Annotated in this window: 16 protein-coding genes and 4 tRNA genes; 12 read left to right on the top strand and 8 right to left on the bottom strand. The window is 59.6% G+C overall.

Annotated features, from left to right (window positions below):
• Positions 1-105: 105 nt before the first annotated feature.
• Positions 106-627 carry a single-stranded DNA-binding protein gene (ssb, locus tag ACP7EG_RS23875; RefSeq protein ID WP_426089566.1) on the bottom strand — a complete coding sequence of 174 codons (522 nt, stop codon included), beginning with the start codon at positions 625-627 and terminating at the stop codon, positions 106-108.
• A gap of 381 nt (positions 628-1,008) precedes the next feature.
• Here ssb and uvrA point away from each other — a divergent pair, with 381 nt between their 5' ends.
• Positions 1,009-3,858 (top strand): excinuclease ABC subunit UvrA, encoded by a 2,850-nt coding sequence (uvrA, locus tag ACP7EG_RS23870; RefSeq protein ID WP_426089565.1) that lies wholly within the window; start codon positions 1,009-1,011, stop codon positions 3,856-3,858.
• A 70-nt stretch (positions 3,859-3,928) separates the two neighbouring features.
• On the opposite strand, the gene ACP7EG_RS23865 is transcribed toward uvrA, so the two are convergent.
• Both ACP7EG_RS23865 and ACP7EG_RS23860 read right to left on the bottom strand, forming a co-directional pair.
• Positions 3,929-4,465, bottom strand: a complete 537-nt coding sequence (locus ACP7EG_RS23865; protein ID WP_426089564.1) for a hypothetical protein — start codon at positions 4,463-4,465, stop codon at positions 3,929-3,931.
• Positions 4,466-4,634: 169 nt separating this feature from the next.
• Positions 4,635-6,506: a phosphoenolpyruvate carboxykinase (GTP) gene (locus tag ACP7EG_RS23860; protein WP_426089563.1), complete on the bottom strand. Its 1,872-nt coding sequence runs from the start codon at positions 6,504-6,506 to the stop codon at positions 4,635-4,637.
• Positions 6,507-6,834: 328 nt separating this feature from the next.
• Here ACP7EG_RS23860 and ACP7EG_RS23855 point away from each other — a divergent pair, with 328 nt between their 5' ends.
• On the top strand, positions 6,835-7,848 hold the full coding sequence (locus ACP7EG_RS23855) for a D-2-hydroxyacid dehydrogenase family protein (protein ID WP_426089562.1): 1,014 nt from the start codon (positions 6,835-6,837) through the stop codon (positions 7,846-7,848).
• Here ACP7EG_RS23855 and ACP7EG_RS23850 read toward each other — a convergent pair.
• Entirely contained in the window at positions 7,836-8,609 is a 774-nt protein-coding gene (locus ACP7EG_RS23850; protein WP_426089561.1) for an L-asparaginase, read from the bottom strand. The two genes, ACP7EG_RS23855 and ACP7EG_RS23850, sit on opposite strands and share 13 nt — an antisense overlap.
• Positions 8,610-8,760: 151 nt before the next feature.
• Here ACP7EG_RS23850 and ACP7EG_RS23845 point away from each other — a divergent pair, with 151 nt between their 5' ends.
• Entirely contained in the window at positions 8,761-9,246 is a 486-nt protein-coding gene (locus tag ACP7EG_RS23845) for an asparaginase domain-containing protein (protein ID WP_034781194.1), read from the top strand.
• 521 nt (positions 9,247-9,767) lie between these two features.
• Entirely contained in the window at positions 9,768-12,536 is a 2,769-nt protein-coding gene (locus tag ACP7EG_RS23840) for a TonB-dependent receptor plug domain-containing protein (RefSeq protein WP_426089560.1), read from the top strand.
• 135 nt (positions 12,537-12,671) lie between these two features.
• Here ACP7EG_RS23840 and ACP7EG_RS23835 read toward each other — a convergent pair whose 3' ends face one another.
• Both ACP7EG_RS23835 and dinB read right to left on the bottom strand, forming a co-directional pair.
• The gene (locus ACP7EG_RS23835) at positions 12,672-13,568 is read right to left on the bottom strand and encodes a recombination-associated protein RdgC (protein ID WP_071075042.1); all 897 of its coding nucleotides are present in this window, start codon (positions 13,566-13,568) and stop codon (positions 12,672-12,674) included.
• Between the two features lie 118 nt (positions 13,569-13,686).
• A complete protein-coding gene (dinB, locus tag ACP7EG_RS23830) occupies positions 13,687-14,871 on the bottom strand; it encodes a DNA polymerase IV (protein ID WP_426089559.1) in 1,185 nt (394 codons plus the stop codon).
• Between the two features lie 142 nt (positions 14,872-15,013).
• Here dinB and ACP7EG_RS23825 point away from each other — a divergent pair, with 142 nt between their 5' ends.
• From ACP7EG_RS23825 to ACP7EG_RS23790, 8 genes are all read left to right on the top strand, one after another.
• Positions 15,014-17,161, top strand: a complete 2,148-nt coding sequence (locus tag ACP7EG_RS23825) for a S9 family peptidase (protein WP_426089558.1) — start codon at positions 15,014-15,016, stop codon at positions 17,159-17,161.
• Between the two features lie 99 nt (positions 17,162-17,260).
• Positions 17,261-17,336, top strand: a tRNA-Val gene (locus tag ACP7EG_RS23820).
• A 54-nt stretch (positions 17,337-17,390) separates the two neighbouring features.
• A tRNA-Asp gene (locus ACP7EG_RS23815) sits at positions 17,391-17,467 on the top strand.
• 217 nt (positions 17,468-17,684) lie between these two features.
• Positions 17,685-17,760, top strand: a tRNA-Val gene (locus tag ACP7EG_RS23810).
• 57 nt (positions 17,761-17,817) lie between these two features.
• Positions 17,818-17,894 (top strand) — tRNA-Asp (locus ACP7EG_RS23805).
• 159 nt (positions 17,895-18,053) lie between these two features.
• Positions 18,054-19,157 carry a hypothetical protein gene (locus ACP7EG_RS23800; protein WP_426089557.1) on the top strand — a complete coding sequence of 368 codons (1,104 nt, stop codon included), beginning with the start codon at positions 18,054-18,056 and terminating at the stop codon, positions 19,155-19,157.
• Entirely contained in the window at positions 19,148-19,771 is a 624-nt protein-coding gene (locus tag ACP7EG_RS23795) for an ABC transporter ATP-binding protein (protein ID WP_426089556.1), read from the top strand. Before ACP7EG_RS23800 ends, ACP7EG_RS23795 begins: the two co-directional genes overlap by 10 nt.
• Positions 19,772-19,905: 134 nt before the next feature.
• On the top strand, positions 19,906-20,244 hold the full coding sequence (locus ACP7EG_RS23790) for a CzcE family metal-binding protein (protein ID WP_426089555.1): 339 nt from the start codon (positions 19,906-19,908) through the stop codon (positions 20,242-20,244).
• Between the two features lie 69 nt (positions 20,245-20,313).
• Here the strand turns inward: ACP7EG_RS23790 and ahpF are convergent, their stop codons facing one another.
• Both ahpF and ahpC read right to left on the bottom strand, forming a co-directional pair.
• Positions 20,314-21,909, bottom strand: a complete 1,596-nt coding sequence (ahpF, locus tag ACP7EG_RS23785) for an alkyl hydroperoxide reductase subunit F (protein ID WP_096232554.1) — start codon at positions 21,907-21,909, stop codon at positions 20,314-20,316.
• A 98-nt stretch (positions 21,910-22,007) separates the two neighbouring features.
• On the bottom strand, positions 22,008-22,571 hold the full coding sequence (gene ahpC / locus ACP7EG_RS23780) for an alkyl hydroperoxide reductase subunit C (protein WP_034780873.1): 564 nt from the start codon (positions 22,569-22,571) through the stop codon (positions 22,008-22,010).
• Between the last annotated feature and the right edge of the window lie 135 nt (positions 22,572-22,706).

Here is a 22,706-nt window from a genome sequence, read left to right as displayed (position 1 = left end):
GAACTGAAGGCCGGCAGCACCGAAAAGAGACCCAAACCTCCAATAAAAACGCCTCGCAAATCAAAGATTCGCGAGGCGTTGTTTACAGATGAGCCGTATTGCGTCTTAGAACGGAATATCGTCATCCATATCCGAGAAGTTCGGTGCTGGCTTCGGTGCCGGGCGTGGTGCCGGTGCCGGGGCTGGACGCGGAGCGGGTGCCTGGCGCGGGGCCGGGGCCGGGGCCGGGGCGTCGTAGCCGCCACCGCCACCGTAGCTGTCATCGCCACCGCCGGCGTCGCCGCCCATGCCGGAGCGACCGCCCAGCATTTGCATCTGTTCCGCGATGATGTCGGTTGCGTACTTCTCGACGCCGTCCTTGTCCGTGTATTTACGGGTTTGCAGACGGCCTTCGACGTAGACGGACGAGCCTTTTTTCAGGTATTGGCCGACGATTTCCGCCAGGCGGCCGAAGAACGAGATACGGTGCCACTCTGTCAATTCTTTTTGTTCGCCCGTGTTGCGGTCCTTCGATTTGTACGAAGTGGCCACGGCGATGTTGGCGATCGCGTCGCCGCTAGGCATGTAGCGGATTTCCGGGTCACGGCCCAGATTGCCGACGATGATGACTTTGTTGACTGATGCCATGAATAACTCCTGATGAACTGCAGCGGGAGCCGGTGTCCCGCGCGTTAGTTTAGTGTACTAAACGAGGATTATAAGCGACCACGCGGCGCAAAGCACACGCTTTCTGGCGGACGCCCTCTCCCGTGCGGCAGCACGTTTTTTTCATGGCAGGTGAAAACAAGAAACTTGAATACTGGTATTATATACAGTGTTTAAACATCTGCACGCATCTGTATCAAACTTTGTCGGGGCACGTTCGCCCGGCGGCGCAATCCGCCCATGGACGCCTCAGGCATGCAGAGCAAAACCCGGCTATAGTTACAGGTTGACCCGTTGTGGCTCCTCATCTGCACCCAGGCACAATGCGCCGGCCGCACCACTCACTGAAAGCAAGGCAATCACATGGAACAGATCCGCATTCGCGGCGCTCGCACGCATAACCTCAAGAATATCAATCTCGATTTGCCGCGCAATAAGCTGATCGTGATTACCGGCCTGTCCGGCTCCGGCAAGTCTTCGCTGGCCTTCGACACCTTGTACGCTGAGGGCCAGCGCCGCTATGTCGAATCGCTGTCGGCGTACGCGCGCCAGTTCCTGCAATTGATGGAAAAACCGGACGTCGACCTGATCGAGGGCTTATCGCCCGCCATCTCCATCGAACAGAAGGCAACATCGCATAACCCGCGCTCGACGGTGGGCACCGTGACGGAAATCCACGACTATTTGCGCCTGCTGTACGCGCGCGTGGGCACGCCGTACTGCCCCGACCATCCGGAAAACGCGCTGGCCGCCCAGTCCGTATCGCAAATGGTCGATGCCGTGCTGGCCATGCCGGAAGACACCAAACTGATGATCCTCGCGCCCGTCGTCGCGAATCGCAAGGGCGAACATGTCGACCTGTTCGAGCAGATGCAGGCGCAGGGCTTCGTGCGCTTTCGCGTACAGAGCGGCACGCATGCGGCGAAAATCTATGAAGTCGATGACCTGCCGAAATTGAAGAAAACCGAAAAACACACGATCGACGTCGTCATCGACCGGGTCAAGGTGAACCAGGAAATCAAGCAGCGCCTGGCGGAAAGTTTCGAGACGGCCCTGCGGCTGGCCGATGGCCGCGCCATCGCCTACGAAATGGATACCGCCAAGGAACACGTGTATTCGAATAAATTCGCCTGCAATGTGTGCGGTTATTCCTTGCAGGAACTGGAACCGCGCTTGTTCTCGTTCAACAACCCCATGGGCGCCTGCCCGGAATGCGATGGCCTGGGGCACATCGAATTCTTTGACCCGAAACGCATCGTCGCGTTCCCGAATCTGTCGCTGGCCTCGGGCGCCGTCAAGGGCTGGGACCGCCGCAACCAGTTTTATTTCCAGATGCTGTCGAACCTGGCCGCCTACTATGAATTCGACCTGGACATGCCGTTCGAGCAGCTGGCACTGAATGCCCAGCAAGCCGTGTTGTACGGTTCCGGCAAGCAAGTGATTCCGTTTACCTATGTCAACGAACGGGGCCGCACCGTCATCAAGGAACACACGTTCGAAGGCGTGGTCAACAATCTGCAGCGCCGCTACCGCGAGACGGATTCGATGGCCGTCAAGGAAGAACTGGCCAAGTTCATCAATGAAAAATGCTGCCCCTCATGCGATGGCGCGCGCCTGCGCGTGGAAGCGCGCTTCGTCAAGGTCGGCACGGGCAAGCAGCAGCGCGCCATCTATGAGGTGGCGGGAAAACCGCTGCGCGAGACCCTGGAATTCTTTGAAAAACTGAAACTGACGGGCGCCAAGAAAGAGATCGCCGACAGGGTCGTGAAAGAAATCATTTCGCGCCTGAAGTTCCTCAACAATGTGGGCCTCGATTACCTGTCGCTGGACCGCAGCGCCGACACGCTGTCGGGCGGTGAAGCACAGCGCATCCGCCTGGCGTCGCAAATCGGCTCCGGTTTGACGGGCGTCATGTATGTGCTCGACGAACCGTCGATCGGCTTGCATCAGCGCGATAATGACCGCCTGATCGAAACGCTAAAACACTTGCGCGACATCGGCAACAGCGTGCTGGTGGTCGAGCATGACGAAGACGCCATCCGCACGGCCGACTACATCGTCGACATGGGCATCGGCGCGGGCGTGCACGGTGGCGAAATCATCGCCGAAGGCACCCTGCAAGACATTCTCAAGAACAAGAAATCGCTGACGGCGCAATACCTAAACGGCAAGCTGAAAATCGCCGTACCAGCCAAGCGCCACGCCAGCAATCCGGAAAAGCAATTGGTCATTACTGGCGCGACGGGCAACAACCTGAAAAAAGTGTCGCTGAGCTTGCCGGTGGGCTTGATGACGTGCGTGACGGGCGTGTCCGGCTCCGGCAAGTCGTCGCTCGTCAACGATACTTTATATCCGGCCCTGTCGCGCCATTTGTATGGTTCGCAGACGGAACCGGCGCCGCACGAATCGATCAGCGGCCTGGAACATTTCGACAAAGTTATTTCCGTCGACCAGGCGCCCATCGGCCGCACGCCGCGCTCGAACCCCGCCACCTACACGGGCTTGTTTACACCGATCCGCGATCTGTTCGCCACCGTGCCGACGGCCAAGGAACGCGGCTACAGCGCAGGACGCTTCTCGTTCAACGTGAAAGGCGGCCGCTGTGAAGCGTGCCAGGGCGATGGCGTGATCAAGGTCGAAATGCATTTCCTGCCCGATGTCTACGTGCCATGTGATGTGTGCCACGGCAAGCGCTACAACCGCGAAACCCTGGAAGTGCACTACAAGGGCAAGAGCATCACGGAAGTGCTGGGCATGACGGTGGAAGAGGCGCATGAATTCTTCAAGCCCGTGCCCTTGATCGCGCGCAAGCTGCAAACCCTGCTCGACGTGGGCCTGGGCTACATCAAACTGGGCCAGAGCGCCACCACCCTGTCTGGCGGCGAAGCGCAGCGCGTCAAACTGTCGCTGGAATTGTCCAAACGCGACACGGGACGTACCCTGTACATCCTCGATGAACCGACCACGGGCTTGCACTTCCACGACATCGACCTGCTGTTGAAAGTCATCCACCGCCTGCGCGACCAGGGCAACACTTTGGTGATCATCGAGCACAACCTGGACGTCATCAAGACGGCCGACTGGCTGGTCGACCTGGGCCCTGAAGGGGGTGCCGGTGGCGGGCAGATCATTGCCACGGGCACGCCGGAAGACGTGGCGTTGAACCCGGCCAGCGTGACGGGTAAATACCTGGGGCCGCTGCTGAAGCAATAAGCTGCAACACTTGAAAAAATGGCGCGGATTGTCCAGACAATTCGCGCCATTTTTTGTTTCCGCACAAACGTCAGGGTTTGCTCACCTTGTTTGCTTTGGCAACGCGTTCCAGTTTCGTCTGCAAGTAGGCCCAGGAGTACTCAAGCGCCTCATACAGCGCCGCACCGTCTTCCAGCAGGCGCGGCCCAAGCAGGCACATGCCCCGCAGCATTTCCGGCGACTGGCCGCGTTGGCCATTCCAGGCTTGCGCCGCCATCGCCTGGACTTTGTAGCGCTCGCCAGCCTTCTGGCGCTGCGTGTCGACCGCCTTGCCCTCTTCATCCGTCCACACGGTCTGGAAGAAACGGCCGGCGTCCTCATCGGACCAGATACCGCCTTGCTTCATTTCTGCAAGCATGCCATCGAGCGTCTTGTGATAGTGCGCCTGCTGCTTACGCAGGCGCTCGACATTGCTCTTCAGCCCTGCTTCCAGCGTGACGCCATACTGCCGGGCATACTCGATGCTCTCGCAATCCTGGCGGTGCTCGGCATGGGCGCTGCTACCGAGCAGGCAGGCGGCCACGGTGCAAATGATGATGATCGTTTTTTTTATGTTTTGAGCAGGCATGACAGCAAATAATTTCCACAGGACAATTATTATACCGGCAATAAAAAACGGCGCGGATTACTCATGCAATCCGCGCCGTTTCTCTTTTTGCTAGCACCCCAGTCATTGCCGGCGTGTCATTTATCGCACGCCAGTCTTTGCCGGCGTGTTTCTCCCCCACTACTAAACTTTATGCACTCAGCCGCTTTTCCAGCGCAGCCTTGTGATCTGCCAATTCTTGCGGCAGATGATACGCGAGTTTTTCAAACAACTCCGTATGCAATTTCAATTCTTCCCGCCACGCCGCCTTGTCGATCGAAGTGATGGTGTCGAACTGTTGCTGCGTGAATGGCAAGCCATCCCAGTTCAGGTCGCCATACTGCGGCGTCGTGCCGAACAGGTTTTCCACGCCGCCTGCCGTGCCTTCGATGCGCTCCAGCATCCACTTCAGCACGCGCATATTGTCGCCGAAGCCAGGCCAGACGAATTTGCCGGCCTCGTCCGTACGGAACCAGTTGACGCAGTAGATCTTCGGCAGGGCCGCCGGGTTGACCTTGCCCACCTTGACGCCCATGTCCAGCCAATGCTGGAAGTAATCGCTCATGTTATAGCCGATAAACGGCAACATGGCAAATGGATCGCGGCGCACGACGCCCATCTGGCCCACGGCCGCAGCCGTCGTTTCGGAACCCATGGTGGCGGCCATGTAGACGCCTTCGACCCAGTTGCGCGCTTCGGTGACCAGCGGCACGGTAGTGGAGCGGCGGCCACCGAAAATGAAGGCCGAGATCGGCACGCCGGCCGGATCGTCCCAGGCTGCGTCGATCACAGGGTTTTGCGTAGCAGCAACAGTGAAGCGCGCGTTCGGGTGCGCCGCCTTGGTACCGGACGCCGGCGTCCAGTCCTTGCCCTGCCAGTCGATCAGGTGGCTTGGCGCTTCTTTCGTCAAGCCTTCCCACCAGACGTCGCCGTCATCCGTCAGCGCCACGTTGGTGAAAATCGTGTTGTCGCGCATGGACGCCATGCAGTTGTAATTGGTTTTTTCGTTCGTGCCCGGCGCCACGCCGAAGTAACCGGCTTCCGGGTTGATCGCGTACAGGCGGCCATCGGCACCGGGCTTGATCCAGGCGATATCGTCGCCGATGGTGGTCACTTTCCAGCCGTTAAAACTTGCCGGCGGGATCAGCATGGCGAAGTTGGTCTTGCCGCAGGCCGATGGGAACGCTGCCGCGACATAATGCTTCTTGCCTTCCGGCGATTCCACGCCCAAGATCAGCATGTGTTCGGCCAGCCAGCCCGGATTGCTGTCGGACGCCTGCGCTTCCTGGTAGCCCATGTTTGAAGCGATGCGCAGGGCGAAACATTTCTTGCCCAGCAAGGCGTTGCCGCCGTAGCCCGAACCGAAAGACCAGATTTCACGCGTTTCCGGGAAATGCACGATGTACTTGGTGCTGTTGCACGGCCATTTCACGTCTTGCTGGCCGGCAGCCAATGGTGCGCCCACGCTGTGCACGCACGGCACGAATTCGCCATCGGTGCCCAGCACGTCGTACACGGCACGGCCCATGCGGGTCATGACCTTCATGTTCACGGCGACATACGGCGAATCGGACAGTTCCACGCCGATGTGCGCGATGGGCGAGCCCAGCGGGCCCATCGAGAAGGGTACGACGTACATGGTACGGCCGCGCATGCAGCCATCGAACAGGCCGTTCAGGGTGTGGCGCATTTCGCCAGGCTCGGTCCAGTTATTCGTCGGGCCGGCCGCTTCTTTCGTTGCCGAGCAAATATACGTGCGGTCTTCGACACGGGCCACGTCGCTCGGGTCCGAGCAGGCCAGATAGGAATTCGGGCGCTTTTCGGCGTTGAGTTTTTTCATGGTGCCGCTGGCAACCATTTCGGCACACAGACGCTCGTACTCTTCCTGCGAACCATCGCACCAGTAAATACGCTCCGGCTTGGTCAGCGCGGCAATGTCGGCCACCCAGTTGATCAGTTTCTGTTGTTTAATATAAGCTGGGACGTTGAGTGCGGCGACGCCACCCATGACGGGCTGATTCATATTACCTCCAATACCAATAAAAGAAATTCTGGTCATTCCGGCAAGACGGGCAGCATCGTTGAGAGGTGGCTGCGGCTCACTGCGGGCGGCGTCCTCACGCGGGCAGGGCTCTGGTGTCGTTTACCTGGATCATGCACCCAGGCTGCGGGAACAGTTTGCGTTATAACTATACTCAGGAAGCTTCAAAAGTGCCGGCGATTGTACACCCGCCAATCAGCTATTCTCGCAAAAATGTAGGAGAATAGCTTGACTAATGTAGTAGGCTATTCAGCATTTCCCGTATCCTGTTATTTCCCTACCAAATCCTTACTAAAATCGGCCATCCACCATGAAAATTGCCATACTCGATGATTACCAGGATGCCGTGCGCGGCCTCGATTGTTTCAAATTGCTCGATGGCCACGAGGTCAAAGTGTTCAGCAATACGGCGCGGGGCCTGGGTCAGCTGGCCATCCGCCTGGCGCCGTTCGACGCGCTGGTGCTGATCCGCGAACGCAGCAGTTTCAACCGCGCCTTGCTGTCGAAACTGCCGAACCTGAAACTGATTTCGCAAACGGGCAAGGTCAGCGGCCACATCGATGTGGCGGCCGCCACGGAACTGGGCATCGCCATCGCGGAAGGCATCGGCTCGCCCACGGCGCCGGCCGAACTGACGTGGGCGCTGATCATGGCGGCGCAGCGCAAGATCGTGCCGTACGCGCAACATTTACAGGAAGGGCTGTGGCAAACGTCATCCATCGAGCCGGCGCGCAACATGCTCGGTACGGTGCTCAAGGGGCGCACCCTGGCGATCTGGGGCTACGGCAAGATCGGTCAATTGATCGCCGGCTATGGCCGCGCCTTCGGCATGACCATTCTCGTGTGGGGCAGCGAAGCGAGCCGCGCGGCGGCCGTCGCGGCCGGCGATACGGCCGCCACCTCGCGTGTAGCCTTCTTTGAACAAGCGGACGTATTGAGCTTGCACCTGCGCCTGTCCGAGACGACGCGCGGCCTGGTAACAGCCGAGGACCTGGCGCGCATGAAGCCAAACTCGCTTTTCGTCAACACCAGCCGCGCCGAACTGGTGGCCGAGGGCGCTCTGGAAGCGGCGCTGCAGCAGGGGCGCCCGGGCGCGGCCGCGCTGGACGTATTCACGGACGAGCCGCTGGCGCCAGGTGCGCCATTGCTGCTGCTGCCGAACGTGCTGGCCACGCCACACCTGGGCTACGTCGAGCGTGACAGCTATGAACTGTATTTCCGCTACGCCTTGCAAAACATCGTCGATTTTGCGCAGCATGAATGCACGCGCCTGCTCCATCCCGAGGTGTTGCAGCATGCGCGGCAAGCCCCTCAGGAGCGCTGAAACCCCTTGATGAGGTCAGGCTCGCCCGTGATGCGGATGGCGGGCGCGGGCAGCGCGTGCCGGCCGCGCCACAGGCCGGCCCAGCCGGGTGGCCAGGCGATGTCCGGCCCGGCATACGGCGCCACGCCGGCGCGCACGGCGACCACCGGCACGGGCGGCATGTCTTGCAAGGGCTCGCCCGGGGTGCGCTGCATGTCCAGGCTGTACATATAGTTGGGTAATAGAGCGTCGCAGACGCGGCCAAACCAGTCGCTATGGTCGTCGTCCCGTCCCAGCGCCTGCGCCAGGCCTTGCGGATCGAAACGCGCCAGGGCATCGATCAGCTCGCCGGTGGTGGCACCGGGCGTATCGCCCCAGCCCATCACGGGGTTGACGTTGTAATCGGCACCCGAACCGTACCAACCTTCGCGCCAGGGCCGCTGCATCCAGTCGCGCGGCCCCGTAAACAAATGCCAGCGCCAGTGCAGGCCGGACGGCTTGGGCCAAGAATACAGATACAGTTTTTGATAGCCGGCCTGGTGCAGCTCGCGCACCATGGCCATCAGACGCGCATGCGGCATGCGGTCGGGCGGCGCGCGGCGAAACAGGATCGCTTCGCCATCGGCAAACTGCACGTCGTCGGTCGACAGGTTCAGGTCCAGGGTGCGCGCTTCGCTGCCGAAACGGGCGGCGATCCAGCCCGTCAGCAGATTCACGGACGTGATGACGCCATAGCCGCGGTGGCGGTGAAAAATAACGGTGCCGGGAGCGAGCGCTTTCATACGGAGTCGGGGTGGCAGGCAAACAAAGAAACCAGTGTACTCACAGATGACCAAATTTTCCAGATGCGATCTGCAACGGCCCGCCATTCACGCAAGGCACACAATCCACGCTATCATGCGCGTCATTCTCCACTGACATCGTGACCACATCATGACTTTGCGCATACTCGCCACCGGCGGCACTTTCGACAAACACTACAACGAATTGAACGGTACCCTGGGCTTTTCCGACAGTCATTTGCCGGCAGCGATTGCCCGCGCGCGCATGACGGCACCCGTCGCATTGGAGCAACTGCCCCTGCTCGATTCGCTCGACATGCAGGATGCGGACCGCCAGCGCGTGCTGGCCTCGTGCCGCGCGGCACAGGAAAAAGCCATCGTCATCATCCACGGCACCGACACCATGCGCGAGACGGCGCAAGTGCTGGGCGCGGCGAACCTGCAGCAAACGGTGATTTTGACGGGCGCCATGATTCCCTACGAAATCGACAATTCCGATGCCCTGTTCAACCTGGGCTTTGCCTGCGGCGTGGCGCAAACCTTGCCAGCCGGCGTGTACGTGGCCATGAATGGCCAGATCTTCGCCTGGGACAATGTGCAAAAGAACCGCGCCGCCGGCGTGTTCCAGCCCTTGTAAGCCGATGGCAGGCAGGATGCAAAAAGCAGACTGGAAAACGGTCTGACTAACATCCTGTCACAATTCAACAAGCCCGTTTTCGACGGGCTTTTTTTACGTTTTTCACTTTTCATAAATTCAGCAATACAACAGATTTCATCGAATTATTATAGGTAAAACATCAAATTGCCAATACAATAATTTTATGTTGTAAAAAAACACCAGCTATCATTTATAAAAACACCGATATTTATAAATATAAAACTGTGATTTAACAATTTGCTTAAATATTCTTCTGTATCTATAATTTATTGCCAAATCTGACACGGTTTAGGTGCATTTTTTCTTGCTGAGACGACATAATGTTCGCCTCGACAAGCAATAAGTGCATTTATAACAATATTGCACTACGTAGTCTTCCACCTCCCACCGACGTGGTTCCACCTACCGTACACGAGCACCGCTGGTCATCTATCCGATGGCTGGATACGTGCTCGTGTACCGCTTGTCGTTATTAAAACTACTACGGAGTAATTGTTACAATGGCATTTAAAGAAAAAATTGGCGTGCGCAGCGTACGCCTGGCCCTGACCGTCCTGGCAGGCAGCGTCTTGTTCTCTGGCCAATCCATGGCGGACGAAGCAATTCAAAAAGTTGAAATTACCGGTTCGAGCATCAAGCGTATTGCCGTCGAAGGCGCACTGCCAGTGCAGCGTCTGTCGCTCGAAGCGATCGCCAAGACCGGCGCCACCACGATTGCCGACCTGGTACAAAATCTGCCTGCCATGCAAGGTTTCCAGATCGGCGCCACGGCAGCCGGTTCCGATTCCGGTGGTCGTACCAGCGCCTCGATCCATGACATCGGCGAAAGCTATACCCTGGTCCTGCTGAACGGCCGCCGCATTGCGCCACAAGGCGCCGACAATACAGTCAACCTGAACGCCATCCCGATGAGCGCGGTTGAACGTGTCGAAATCCTGACCGACGGCGCCTCGGCCCTGTACGGCTCGGACGCCATTGCCGGCGTGATTAACTTCATCCTGAAGAAGAACATGCAAGGCGGCAACGTCGAAGCCACCTACACCGCGCCCGAACACAGCGGCGGCGGCAATAGCTGGAATACCAACATCACCTACGGTTTCGGTAATCTGGATGAAGACCGCTACAACGTGATGGTCAGCTATCGTCACGACGAGCAAGAGAAAGTGCGCGCCACCGACCGCTCGTTCGCCCGCAGCGGTTACATTCCGTTCAGCCGCAACGGCAAGAACTACGTCTACAACAATACCAGCACGTCCGCAGCTCCGGCCAACGTCGCGCTGTCCTTCAAGGACAACAAGCCGACCAAGGGCTATACCTACAATCCCTACAAACAGGCCAACGGCGATTGCGCACCGCAAAGCTATGTCTTGCAGACGAATACCAATGCATGCGGTTTCGATGGCGCCTCGATGGTGGAAATCGTGCCGCAATCGAAGCGCGACAGCCTGTTTACCCGCGCCAGCTACAAGGTCTCGGACGACATGACGGCCTTTGCCGAAGTGGCGCTGTCGCACTATGACCTGACGGCGCGTATCGCCGCCAATCCGGTGCCGATCACGCTGTTCAACCGCGATCCAGACACCGGCAAGATCACGCAATTGCCTAGCTACGGCCAATATATCCAGCCTGGCCTGACGACGGCCCAGCAAGACGGCCTGTCGTCGGTCATCGCCAACTACCGCCTCGTCGACTGGGGCCCGCGTGCCAGCCAGTCGATTACCGACACCAAGCATCTGGTGGTGGGCGTCGAAGGCGAGTTCGCCGGCTGGAACTACAGCAGCGGCCTGACATGGTCGAAAAACGCGATCAACGAGCGCTACGTCGGCGGCTATGCCAAACGCGGGAACCTCCTGTCCTTGCTCAACAACAAGGATTTCAATCCCTTGGCGTTGCCAGGCCAACAATCGGCCGCGATTCAGCAACTGATCAACGACTCGCAATTCAGCGGTTCCGTGCGTACCGCATCGACCACCCTGCGCGGCGTGGATGCGCATGGTTCGCGTGAAGTGTTTAGCTTGCCAGGCGGTATGGCCAACATCGGCATCGGCGGCGACTACCGCGAATACAGCTACGAGCAAACGCCAGATGCCGGTGCCACCAAGGACACCATCTATGGCTTTGAAAGCAAGAAGGCTTATGACCTGAGCCGCAAAACGTATGGTGTCTTCGCCGAATTGCTGGCCCCTGTCACCAAGACCGTGGAAGTAACCATCGGCGCGCGACTGGACAATGTGTCGGCAGTCGACAATGGCTTGACCCACACCACTACCGGCAAGAGCGAAAGCGCGTCGACCTACAAAGTGTCGGCACGCTGGCAGCCAGTGCAATCGTTGTTGATCCGCGGCTCCTACGGCACAGGCTTCAAGGCGCCAAGCATGCTGGACCTGGGCCAGCCACTGGTCAGCTCCGGCTTCACCGCCACCTCGTATGACTGCCCGTTCCCGGGTACCGCAGGCTGCCAGGACAGCAAAAAGCAATACAACCGCCTGTCCGGTGGTAATCCTGACCTGAAATCGGAAACGTCGAAGCAATTCACGGCCGGTTTCCGTGTCGAGCCTAACTCGAGCTTCTCGTTCGGTGCCGACCTGTGGGATGTGAAAATCTTTGACGCCGTATCGTCGGTGGCCGAATCGCTGGCCTTCTCGAATCCGGAAAAATACAAGGATTACTTCACCATGTTCACGCCGGCGGAAAGCCCGAAGGCATTCTATGCATTCAAGTCGCTGGCCATGAACATCGGCCAAATGCATAACCGTGGTATCGACTGGGACATGACGGCGCGCAAGAAGCTGGACTTCGGCAACCTGACCGTGAACCTGAACGGCACCCACATGCTCAAGGCAGACTACACCGTGCCAGGTACGCGTAACGACTGGACCAGCAGCCTGAACATCTACGGCATCAACCAGGCCGTGACGTTCCGCGATCTGATCAAGCTGACCGCCACGCTGGACACCGGCAAGCTGAGCAACACGATGGTGATGAACTATCGCAATGGCTACACCGATGCCCTGACCGAGGTGTACAACGTCGAGACCAAAGGCGTAGAAACAATCCGCCTGGACGTGCCGTCGCACATCACCTTCGATTGGCAAGGCCGCTACGCGATCAACAACAAAACGTCGATCCGTGCCGGTATCAAGAACCTGTTTGACCGCAATCCGCCGCTGTCGCTGCGTGCGTCGTCCGGCCACCAGGTTGGCTTCGATCCGCGTTACGCCGATCCGATGCTGCGCACGTTCTACATCACCGGTTCGTACAAGTTCTAATATAAAAACTTGAATTAGCTGGCTTCGAAAGCGCCTTGCACTCACCGTGCAAGGCGCTTTTTTTTATGCAGCAACATATTCCACAGGCGTAAAAAAAGGAGCGGCAGCTCCTTTTCCGTACCTGTACAACTGCTTTTATGCAGTTGCTTCACCGCCCAAAGCTTCGACCACATCGGCCATCAGCTTGGCGAGCTCGCCCGTCATCAGCATCAGGTCGCCGTCGAAACGCTCGTCGTCGTTCTTCGTGCTCGATTCCGTTTCCTTGATCACGTCCAGCGGCTTGACGCTCTTGATGGCCAGGGACTCCGTCAGCACGAACGAGATCTTGTCGTTCCACGTCATGGCCAGGCGCGTGCACTGCTTGCCGGCCGCGATGTGGCGGCGCACGTCGTCCGCTTCCAGGGTGTGGCGCACATAGCGCACGGTGGCCTTGCTCTCGCCCGTGGCGCGCAATTCCGTGTCCATATCGACCGTGAAGCCGGCAGGCGCATCGTCGGCCTGCAGCCATTCCGTCATCACCGCCACGGGCGAGCGCTGCACGCGCAGGCTTTCCAGCGGCAGTTTATCGACGGCTTTCAACAGCAGCTTGATGACTTCATCGGCTTTTGCCGGGCTGGCGGCATCGACCACCAGCCAGCCATTGACGGGGTCGATCCAGGTCCAGACATTGCTGCGGATGCTGAAGGCGCGCGGCAGCAACTCGTCGGCCACGCGCTCCTTCAATTCTTTCATGGCCTTTTTACCCGGCGCAAAGCCTTGCGCTTCTTCCATCTCGGCAGCGCGGGCCTTGGCCACCTGGTTGATGACGGTCGCTGGCAACAGTTTCTTTTCCGTGCCCAGCAAGATCAGCATCTGCTTGTTGACCACATGCACCAGACCGCCATTCGGGCGTGGCGTATCCCAGCCCTGGCGCATCAGATCCATGCTGGTCGCCGGCGTAAATTTGTTCGAGGACAAGGCCTCTTCCAGTTGTTCTGGCGTATAAGCCCATGGTGCGGGCAGGCGGTAAATCTGAAGATTCTTGAACCACATAGTTTTTGTCTTCCGTTTGTTTCAGTAGTGCCAGGGGAACGCCATTCTACACTTTCGACACGGGAATGCCGTCAAAAGCGCGGACTGGCGCGATGCTTGTAATCAATAGGGAATGCCGCTACAGGGCGGGAAACAGCTCCGCCTGGGCCGGCGCCTGCCGAGTGATAACGGCCGGATCGGACAAGGTCGAGATACGCACGCCCAGCAGGCGAATTTTCTTGTCAAATGGCACGCGCCGCAGACAATCTCGGCTGGCGCGCAGGATGGCGGTGGCGTCCGCCGTGGCGCTGGGCAGGGTGATGTCGCGCGTGACGGTGCTGAAATCCTCGAAGCGCAGCTTGATGCCCACCGTGCGCCCCGCCAGCGATTGTTTATCCAGGTCGCCCGCCACGCGTGTGCACAGGCTTTCCAGCTTTTCCGACAGGGTGGCGCGGTCGCGCACCACCTGCAAGTCGCGCTCGAACGTCGTTTCGCGGCTGACGGACTTGGTTTCCCGGCTCGTCTGCACGGGCCGCTCGTCGAGGCCCAGCGCCGCCTGGCGCAGCCAGCCCGTGTACAGGTCGCCGAACTGCGTGCGCAGCATGGCCATGTCGGCCCGCGCCAGCTCGCCGATGGTGACGATGCCCAGCGCTTCGAGCTTGGCCGTCGCTTTCGGACCGATGCCATTGATTTTTTTCGCCGGCAAGGGCCAGACCCTGGTTTCGATATCCTCGGGCGACAAAATGGTCAAGCCATCGGGCTTTTCCAGGTCGGAACAGATTTTTGCCAGCAATTTGTTGGGCGCCAGGCCGACCGAGCACGACAGGCCCGTCGCCTCAAACACGGCCGCCTTCAGACGCGCCGCCATGGCCGGCGCCTGCTCGCCGTATTCCGTCAGGTCGACATAGATTTCATCGATGCCCACGTTCTGGATGATGGGGCACAGATGGGCCACGGCTTGCTTGAAGCGGGCGGAGTATTCACGGTAGGCCTCGAAATCGGCTGGCAGCAGGATGCTGTCGGGCGCCAGCTTGGCCGCTTTCATGATGCCCATGGCGGAAAATACGCCGAACTTGCGCGCCGCATAGGTCGACGTGGTGACGACGCCGCGCCCCACGTAATCGCGCATGCGCGCAAACTGCCGCGTGCCATCTTCCTGCAGCACCGGTTGCTGCAGCCGGCCGCCGCCGATGACGACGGCTTCGCCGCGCAATTGCGGATATTTCAGCAATTCCACGGAGGCAAAGAAGGCATCCATGTCCAGGTGAGCAATCCAGCGGCGGGCGACGGGTGGCTCGGGAAGTGGGGAGGCAGATGTGGTCAAGGACACCTCGCGGCAGGACACTGTAGTTATATACAGTATCGCTGGAAATGCCCGTGGATGCAAGTTGAAACGCACGGGCACCGCAGTTGCTTTTCTCAATGGCAAGATTACAATCCTGACACGACTATAAAAAGGAGTTCCCTTGTCTACAGCACATCAAGCTTTGCGCCACCTGGCCGTCTGCTCATCCATCCTGCTGTCCACGCTGGCGCCAGCGCTGGCCGCCGATGCCGCCGCCCCTGTCGCCGCCCCTGTCGCCGCCAAGACAGCCTGGCAAGAAACGCGCCACGGCACGCTCGTCACGGACGACTACCGCTGGCTGCAAAAGAAGACTGATCCTGCCGTGATCGATTACCTGAATGCGGAAAACGCCTACACGGCGGCCGTCACGGCCCCGATCCAGCCGCTGGCCGACAAGGTGACTGCGGAGATCAAGGGCCGCATGCAGGAAGTGGACCTGTCCGTGCCTGCGCGCCAGGGTAACTTTTACTATTACACGCGCACGGAAGCGGGCAAGCAATACCCGCTGCATTGCCGCCGCCCTGTCGGTGCACATGGCGCCTACGATGCGCAGGCGGTCGAAGAAGTCTTGCTGGATCAGAATCAATTGGCCGAAGGCCACAAATTCTTTGCCGTGCGCGCGTTTGCCATCAGCCCGAATGAGCAACTACTGGCCTACACCACCGACACGACGGGTTTCCGCCAGTACGAGCTGCATGTCAAGGATTTGAAGACGGGCAAGTTGCTGGGCGACACCATGCCGCGTGTCACGTCCCTGGCCTGGGCGGCGGACAATGCCACGCTGATGCTGACGCAGGAAGACGCCACCACCAAGCGTTCGGACCGTTTGTTCCGCCTGGCCCTGGGCGGCACGCCGCAGCAGGTCTACCACGAGCCGCTGGAACAATTCGCCATCAACGTGGGCCGCACGCGCGACCAGCGCTACTTTGTGCTCACCGCGCGCAGCACGGATACCAGCGAAGTGCTGCTGTTGCCAACGAACAAGCCGGAAGGCAATTTCCAGAGCGTGCTGAAACGCGAAAAAGGCCACCGCTACGGCGTCGAACACCGCGACGGCCAGCTGTATATTCTGACCAACAAGGAGGCGAAGAATTTCCGCGTCGTCAGCGCACCGCTGTCTGCGCCACAGCCGAAACACTGGAAACCCGTCGTGCCGCACAACAAGGACGCCGTGATCCAGTCCATCGACGTGTTCCAGGGCTACCTGGTGGTGATGGAAAAGGCGCGTGCCCTGAACCGCGCGCGCATCTATGATTTTGCGCACAAGAATTGGAAGACGGTGCAGTTCGACGACCCCGTCTACCTGGCCACGGCGGCCGGCACGCCGCAATTTTCCGCCACGCAATTTCGCATGTCCTACCAGTCGCCCGTCACGCCGCCCACCGTCATCGACGTCAACATGCAGGACGGCAAACGCACGGTACTGAAACAGCAGGAAATCGTCGGCGGCTTTGACGGCAGCCGCTACACCACGCAGCGCCTGTGGGTGACAGCGCGCGATGGCGTGCAAGTGCCGCTGTGGATCGTCTACAAGAAGGGCGTCAAGCTCGACGGTTCTGCGCCGCTGCTGCTGTACTCGTATGGCTCGTATGGCATTTCCACGGAAGCCAGTTTTGCCATCAGCCGCATCAGCCTGCTGGAGCGGGGCGTCATCTATGCGCAGGCGCATATCCGCGGCGGCACGGACATGGGCGAAGCCTGGCATGAAGACGGCATGCTGATGAAGAAGAAAAACACCTTCAATGACTTCATCGACAGCGCCGACTACCTGGTGCGCGAAAAATGGACCAGCCCGAACCGGCTGATCATCCAGGGCGGCAGCGCCGGCGGCTTGCTGATGGGCGCCGTCGTCAACATGCGCCCCGACCTGTTCCATGCCGTGCACGCGGCCGTACCGTTCGTCGACGTGATGAACACCATGATGGACGCCAGCCTGCCCCTGACGACGGGCGAATACCTGGAATGGGGCGACCCGAACCAGAAGGCGGCCTACGACTACATGCTCAGCTACTCGCCTTACGACAACATTGCGCGTAAGAATTATCCGGCCATGCTGGTGACGACGGGCCTGAACGATAGCCAGGTCATGTACTGGGAACCGGCAAAATATGTGGCCAAGCTGCGCGCGTACAAGACGGACAGCAATCCCTTGCTGCTGAAAACGAATATGGGCGCCGGCCACGGCGGTGCCTCGGGCCGCTACAACGCCATCGCCGAGAATGCGTTTAATATGGCGTGGATGCTCTCCCAATGGAATATCACGGAATAATGTGAAAAAAGCGCTTGCAGAAGGATTTTAGCCATCCTATAATAGCGCCTCTTCCAGACGTGGTGACAAACGTCGGGATGGTTTTCTGAGACAAGCAACGGGTGCTTAGCTCAGTTGGTAGAGCGGCGCCCTTACAAGGCGTAGGTCGGGAGTTCGAGCCTCTCAGCACCCACCAAATCAGAAAACTGTCCAGTGCTTCATGGATCAGCAATACAGATCATACGAGCTTGGAGTGGTAGTTCAGTTGGTTAGAATACCGGCCTGTCACGTCGGGGGTCGCGGGTTCGAGTCCCGTCCGCTCCGCCAATAAAAGAAAAGCCCTTTGGTTCTCTGAACCGAAGGGCTTTTCCCATTTCAGCAGCCAAAAACACGTCCGTACTCCCTTGCTTGAACATTTTTGCACTTTTCAGCAAAAAAACTGCTTTTCCCCCTCAAGAATAGTTGCACAAGCACGAAAGCGCCCCCTATAATAGTGCCTCTTCCAGACGTGGTGACAAACGTCGGGATAGTTTTCTGGGTATGCGGGTGCTTAGCTCAGTTGGTAGAGCGGCGCCCTTACAAGGCGTAGGTCGGGAGTTCGAGCCTCTCAGCACCCACCACCAATACAGAAAATTATCCAGTGCTTCATGGATCAGCAACACAGATCATACGAGCTTGGAGTGGTAGTTCAGTTGGTTAGAATACCGGCCTGTCACGTCGGGGGTCGCGGGTTCGAGTCCCGTCCGCTCCGCCAATAAAAGAAAAGCCCTTTGGTTCTCTGAACCGAAGGGCTTTTCCCATTCTGGGGTCAGACCCTCAACACCGCCAACGTCAAGCTCAACGCTAACTTGTCCGGGGGTCTGACCCCGGCTGTTAGAATCAGCGCTCCTCCTGACTCTGCAGCTCCAGCCTGATGCGCCTGCCCCACAGTCTTTCCCCCTACCTCGTCCTGCGCTTGCGCCTGGCCCATCATGCTTTGTTGCAATTTGCCGCCAGCCTGGCCAGTTCCATGGAAATCCTCGTGTTCCTGGCCGGTCCCGTCCTGCTGGGCTTACTCAGCGTCATCGCCCTGCCCGGCTTTCTCGCCGTCACCCTGCCCTGGCCCGCCGCCCTGGGCGTGGTCGGCGCGCAAGTCCTGCTGACCTGCCTGCCCGCCTGGCTGCTGCGCAAGCGCCTGTTGCCGGCGAATACCGCCGCCTGGCTGCGCCAGCTGCCCTTGCCGACGCGTTTGCGCTGGCAAGCCGATGTGGCCGTGGCCGGTTTGTTGATGCTGCCGCTGGGCCTCGCCTATGCCGTCTCGACCAGCATCTGGCTGCTACAGTCGCCGCCCTGGTTACGCCCGGTTGTCGTGCCCGGCATGGCCGCCACCATCGCCGCCTGGCTGGTGGCCTGGCTGCTGACGACACTCATCGTGGCGCAGCGCCTGCGCGCCCCGCGCCCCGCATACAGGGCGCGCCCGCCCACGATGACGGCCTATGTGCCGCAGCCTCCCCGCTGGCGCACTGTGTTCCTGTGGCGCCAGCTGTTCTGGCTGCCGTTCTGGCGCAATGACAATGTGATTGGCATCCAGCAAAGCGTGCTGCTGGTCACGGCTGGCGCCAGCATGCTGGCCTGGCTGCTGCGCGCACCCCTGGTGCCAGCACCGCTACTCGGTTTGTTGGCCAGCGCCAGCCTGGTCATTGTGACGGACCGCGGCGACAAGGCCGTGCGCGAGCAGATCGCCGTGCTGCGTCCATCGTTGAACGCATGGCCCCTGGCCAACACGGCCTTGACGCGCCTGGCTTGCGCCGCCAGCCTGCTGCCGCCGTTTGCCGTGTTGCTGGGTGCTGGCGTCTTGTTGTACTGCATCGATCCCGCCGCCTTGCAGCAGCGCGTGACCACGGTCTACGCCCTCACGGCCAGCGTGGCCCTGCTGGCCATCGTCGGCCTGCCCCGCCTCACGGCGCGGGGTAGAGTCGTCCTCGTCGTCCTGTCCATCCTTGCCTTGAGCGCCATCGGAAGCGAATTATGGAATTGAATGCCTCTCCTACCCTGCACATCGAGCACCTCGATTTTCACTTCCCCACGCACAGCGTCTTCCAGGGCTGCAATCTGCAATTCGGCCCCGGCATCAGCTGGCTGCGCGGTGCGAACGGGGCCGGCAAGACGACCTTGCTGAAACTGGCGGGCGGCGCCCTGCTGCCCGCGCGCGGCGCCATCCGCCTGGACGACATCGACAGCGGCTGCATGCCGCTGGCCTACCGCGCGCAAGCCTTCTATTGCGGCGGCGACGCGCCTGCCCTGCCCTGGCTGCAAGTGCATGAATTTCTCGACCTGCACCTGGCCCTGTACCCGGGCAGTGACCAGTCGCTGCTGAACGACGAGCTGAGCGCGTTTGCCCTGACGTCCACCTTGCAGCAAAGCATCACCGCCCTCTCGCTGGGCCAGCACAAAAAACTGCAACTGGCCCTGGCCCTGGCCTTGCCCGTGCGATTGCTGCTGATCGATGAACCGTTCAATGGCCTCGACGCATCCGCCATGGCGTACTTGCGCCAGCGCTTGTCCGATCCGGCCCGCCTGGCGCGCCAGTGCATCGTGCTGACCAGCCACCTGGCGCCGGACGTGCCGCTGGCGGCGACGGTGGAAATATAGACAGGAAATACAACTTTGCAAATCGCCCAAGAAACGCTTACGATGCCGTGCTGCAAAAACCGGCGATCCCGGTGCAGCCACGACAACAACACGGCACGGTTACTCACCGCGCATGGCTTATTCTTGGAGAAATTATGTTGAACACCCACCGCAGCGCCCTGGCGATTTTGTGCGCCGTCCTTGCCACCTCGGCCATTGCAGCCGGCCCCCTGGGCACGGCCGCCGACTATGGCAGCAGCGCCCCGCACGCCGCCGCCCAGCGCAGCATCGAGCTGCAGACCGACACGCGCCACATCAACGTCACGCGCGGCGAAACCGTCACCATCGCACGCGCAGGCCAGCGTTTTACCTGGCACGTGCAAACTTTTAACCATCAAACGACATTCGCCCTGAGCGAGATCGCGCCGCAGGACATGCCCGTCGATGGCGTGCAGGTGTATGTCGCCGCCAATCCCCTGTACGCGGGCAGCTAAGTCTCCTCTACACGTAAAAAAACCGGAAGCGCCTTGCGGTGCTTCCGGTTTTTTTTGCGGCTGGACAGCTTATGCCGTCAGCGCTTCTTTTACTGCGGCTTCTTCAACCACTTCCTCGTCGTCCGAGCGGATCAGGTGGTCAAAGGCGGACAGGGCTGCCTTGGCGCCTTCGCCGGTGGCGATGATGATCTGCTTGTACGGCACCGTGGTAACGTCGCCGGCCGCAAATACGCCGGGGATCGAGGTCTGGCCGCGGGCATCGACTTCGATTTCGCCGTGGCGCGACAGTGCCACTGTCCCCTTCAGCCACTCCGTGTTCGGCACCAGGCCGATTTGCACGAAGACGCCTTCCAGCTCGACCTTTTTCGACTCGCCGCTGACCCGGTCCGTGTAGCTCAGGCCATTGACGATCTTGCCGTCGCCGTGGATCTCTGTGGTTTGCGCCGAGGTGATCACGGTCACGTTAGGCAGGCTGTGCAGCTTGCGTTGCAGCACCGCATCGGCACGCAATTCCGCGCCGAACTCGATCAGGGTCACGTGTTTTACCAGGCCGGCCAGGTCGATCGCCGCTTCCACACCCGAGTTGCCGCCGCCGATCACGGCCACGCGCTTGCCCTTGAACAAGGGGCCATCGCAGTGCGGGCAGTAGGCGACACCGTGGTTGCGGTATTCCTTCTCGCCCGGCACGTTGATTTCGCGCCAGCGGGCACCGGTGGCCAGAATGACGGTTTTGGCTTTCAGGATGGCGCCATTCGCCGTTTCAATCTCGATCAGCTTGCCTGGCGTCAGCTTGCTGGCGCGCTGGGTGTTCATGATGTCGACGTCATAGGTCTTGACGTGCTGTTCCAGCGCCATGGCAAACTTCGGACCATCGGTTTCCTTGACGGAAATAAAATTCTCGATGGCCATGGTGTCGAGGGTCTGGCCGCCGAAACGCTCGGCCAGCACGCCCGTCTTGATGCCTTTGCGGGCCGCGTAGATGGCCGCTGCCGCGCCGGCAGGACCGCCGCCGACGATCAGTACATCAAATACATCTTTCTTGCTCAACGCTGCCGCCTGGCGTGCGCCGGCGTTGGTGTCGAGCTTGGCGAGGATTTCCTCGACATTCGTGCGTCCCTGGCCAAAATGCTGGCCATTCAGGAACATCATCGGCACGGCCATGATCTGGCGCTCTTCCACTTCTTTCGGGAACACGCCGCCATCGATGGTGGTGACCTTGATGCGCGGGTTGATCACCGCCATGGCATTCAATGCCTGCACCACTTCCGGGCAGTTATGGCAGGAGAGCGAAATAAACGTTTCAAACTCGTAATCGCCGTCGAGGTTGCGGATCTGCTCGATCACAGCATCGTCGAACTTGATGGTGTGGCCGCCCACTTGCAGCAGCGCCAGCACCAGCGAGGTAAATTCGTGGCCCAGCGGCACACCGGCGAAACGCACGCCGATATCGGAGCCGGTACGGTTGATGCTGAACGACGGCACCCGTACGCCAGCGTCAAGGCGCTCGACCAGCGTGATCTTGTCGCTCAACAGGACTATCTCCTGGAGCAATTCCTTCATCTCGCGGGCTTTTGCGCTGTCATCGAGAGAAGCGACCAGCTCAAGCGGATACACCACTTTTTCCAGGTAGGATTTCAGTTGGGTTTTGAGGGTTGCATCTAACATGATTATTTCTTCCTTTACAAATATTTAGGCGAATGCCGGGCCGGACGCCCGGTCCGGCATCGCGGTAACTACTTGTTTGCTACGTGGTGCATCGAAACTTAGATCTTGCCAACCAGGTCCAGCGATGGGGTCAGCGTTGCTGCGCCTTCCGTCCATTTGGCTGGGCAAACTTCGCCTGGGTGAGCGGCAACGTATTGAGCTGCCTTAACTTTGCGCAACAGTTCCGATGCGTCACGGCCGATGCCGTTGTCATGCACTTCCAGCACTTTGATGAAGCCGTCTGGATTGATGACGAAGGTACCGCGCAGTGCCATGCCTTCTTCTTCGATCATGACTTCGAAATTGCGCGACAGGGTACCGGTCGGGTCACCGATCAGTGCGTATTGCACTTTCTTGATCGCGTCCGAGGTGTCGTGCCATGCTTTGTGCGCGAAATGCGAGTCGGTCGAGATGCCGTAGACATCGACGCCCAGCTTCTGGAACTCGGCGTGGTGATCGGCCAGGTCTTCCAGTTCGGTTGGGCAAACGAAGGTGAAGTCGGCTGGGTAGAACACGAATACCGACCACTTGCCTTTCAGCGACGCTTCCGTCAGGTCGACGAATTTGCCATTGTGGAATGCGGTTGCCTTGAATGGTTTAACTTGGGTATTGATGAGCGACATAATCATTTCCTCTCGTGTGGTGAATCAGTAAGACTCTAGTGTAAGGGGTTTTAGCCCATATGCAAAATTGATTGTAACAATAGTTTCAATTAGTTTTAGCTATCGTTACATGATGGGAACTCCATGATAGGCAGT

The sequence above is a fragment of the Janthinobacterium sp. PSPC1-1 genome, assembly GCF_049897625.1.
Lineage (GTDB): Bacteria > Pseudomonadota > Gammaproteobacteria > Burkholderiales > Burkholderiaceae_D > Janthinobacterium > Janthinobacterium tructae.
Note: the sequence above shows the minus strand (reverse complement) of the source record. Positions and strands in the feature narration are given on the sequence as shown.

Bases quoted from the DNA above. Each gene is read 5' to 3' on its own strand.
- ACP7EG_RS23865 (WP_426089564.1), bottom strand. From the start codon at position 4,465: ATGCCTGCTCAAAACATAAAAAAAACGATCATCATCATTTGCACCGTG.
- ACP7EG_RS23850 (WP_426089561.1), bottom strand. From the start codon at position 8,609: ATGAAAGCGCTCGCTCCCGGCACCGTTATTTTTCACCGCCACCGCGGC.
- ACP7EG_RS23835 (WP_071075042.1), bottom strand. From the start codon at position 13,568: ATGTGGTTCAAGAATCTTCAGATTTACCGCCTGCCCGCACCATGGGCT.
- ACP7EG_RS23800 (WP_426089557.1), top strand. From the start codon at position 18,054: ATGCGCCTGCCCCACAGTCTTTCCCCCTACCTCGTCCTGCGCTTGCGC.
- ahpC (WP_034780873.1), bottom strand. From the start codon at position 22,571: ATGTCGCTCATCAATACCCAAGTTAAACCATTCAAGGCAACCGCATTC.
- ACP7EG_RS23795 (WP_426089556.1), top strand. From the start codon at position 19,148: ATGGAATTGAATGCCTCTCCTACCCTGCACATCGAGCACCTCGATTTT.
- ACP7EG_RS23860 (WP_426089563.1), bottom strand. From the start codon at position 6,506: ATGAATCAGCCCGTCATGGGTGGCGTCGCCGCACTCAACGTCCCAGCT.
- ssb (WP_426089566.1), bottom strand. From the start codon at position 627: ATGGCATCAGTCAACAAAGTCATCATCGTCGGCAATCTGGGCCGTGAC.
- ACP7EG_RS23840 (WP_426089560.1), top strand. From the start codon at position 9,768: ATGGCATTTAAAGAAAAAATTGGCGTGCGCAGCGTACGCCTGGCCCTG.
- ACP7EG_RS23790 (WP_426089555.1), top strand. From the start codon at position 19,906: ATGTTGAACACCCACCGCAGCGCCCTGGCGATTTTGTGCGCCGTCCTT.
- uvrA (WP_426089565.1), top strand. From the start codon at position 1,009: ATGGAACAGATCCGCATTCGCGGCGCTCGCACGCATAACCTCAAGAAT.
- ahpF (WP_096232554.1), bottom strand. From the start codon at position 21,909: ATGTTAGATGCAACCCTCAAAACCCAACTGAAATCCTACCTGGAAAAA.
- ACP7EG_RS23855 (WP_426089562.1), top strand. From the start codon at position 6,835: ATGAAAATTGCCATACTCGATGATTACCAGGATGCCGTGCGCGGCCTC.
- ACP7EG_RS23845 (WP_034781194.1), top strand. From the start codon at position 8,761: ATGACTTTGCGCATACTCGCCACCGGCGGCACTTTCGACAAACACTAC.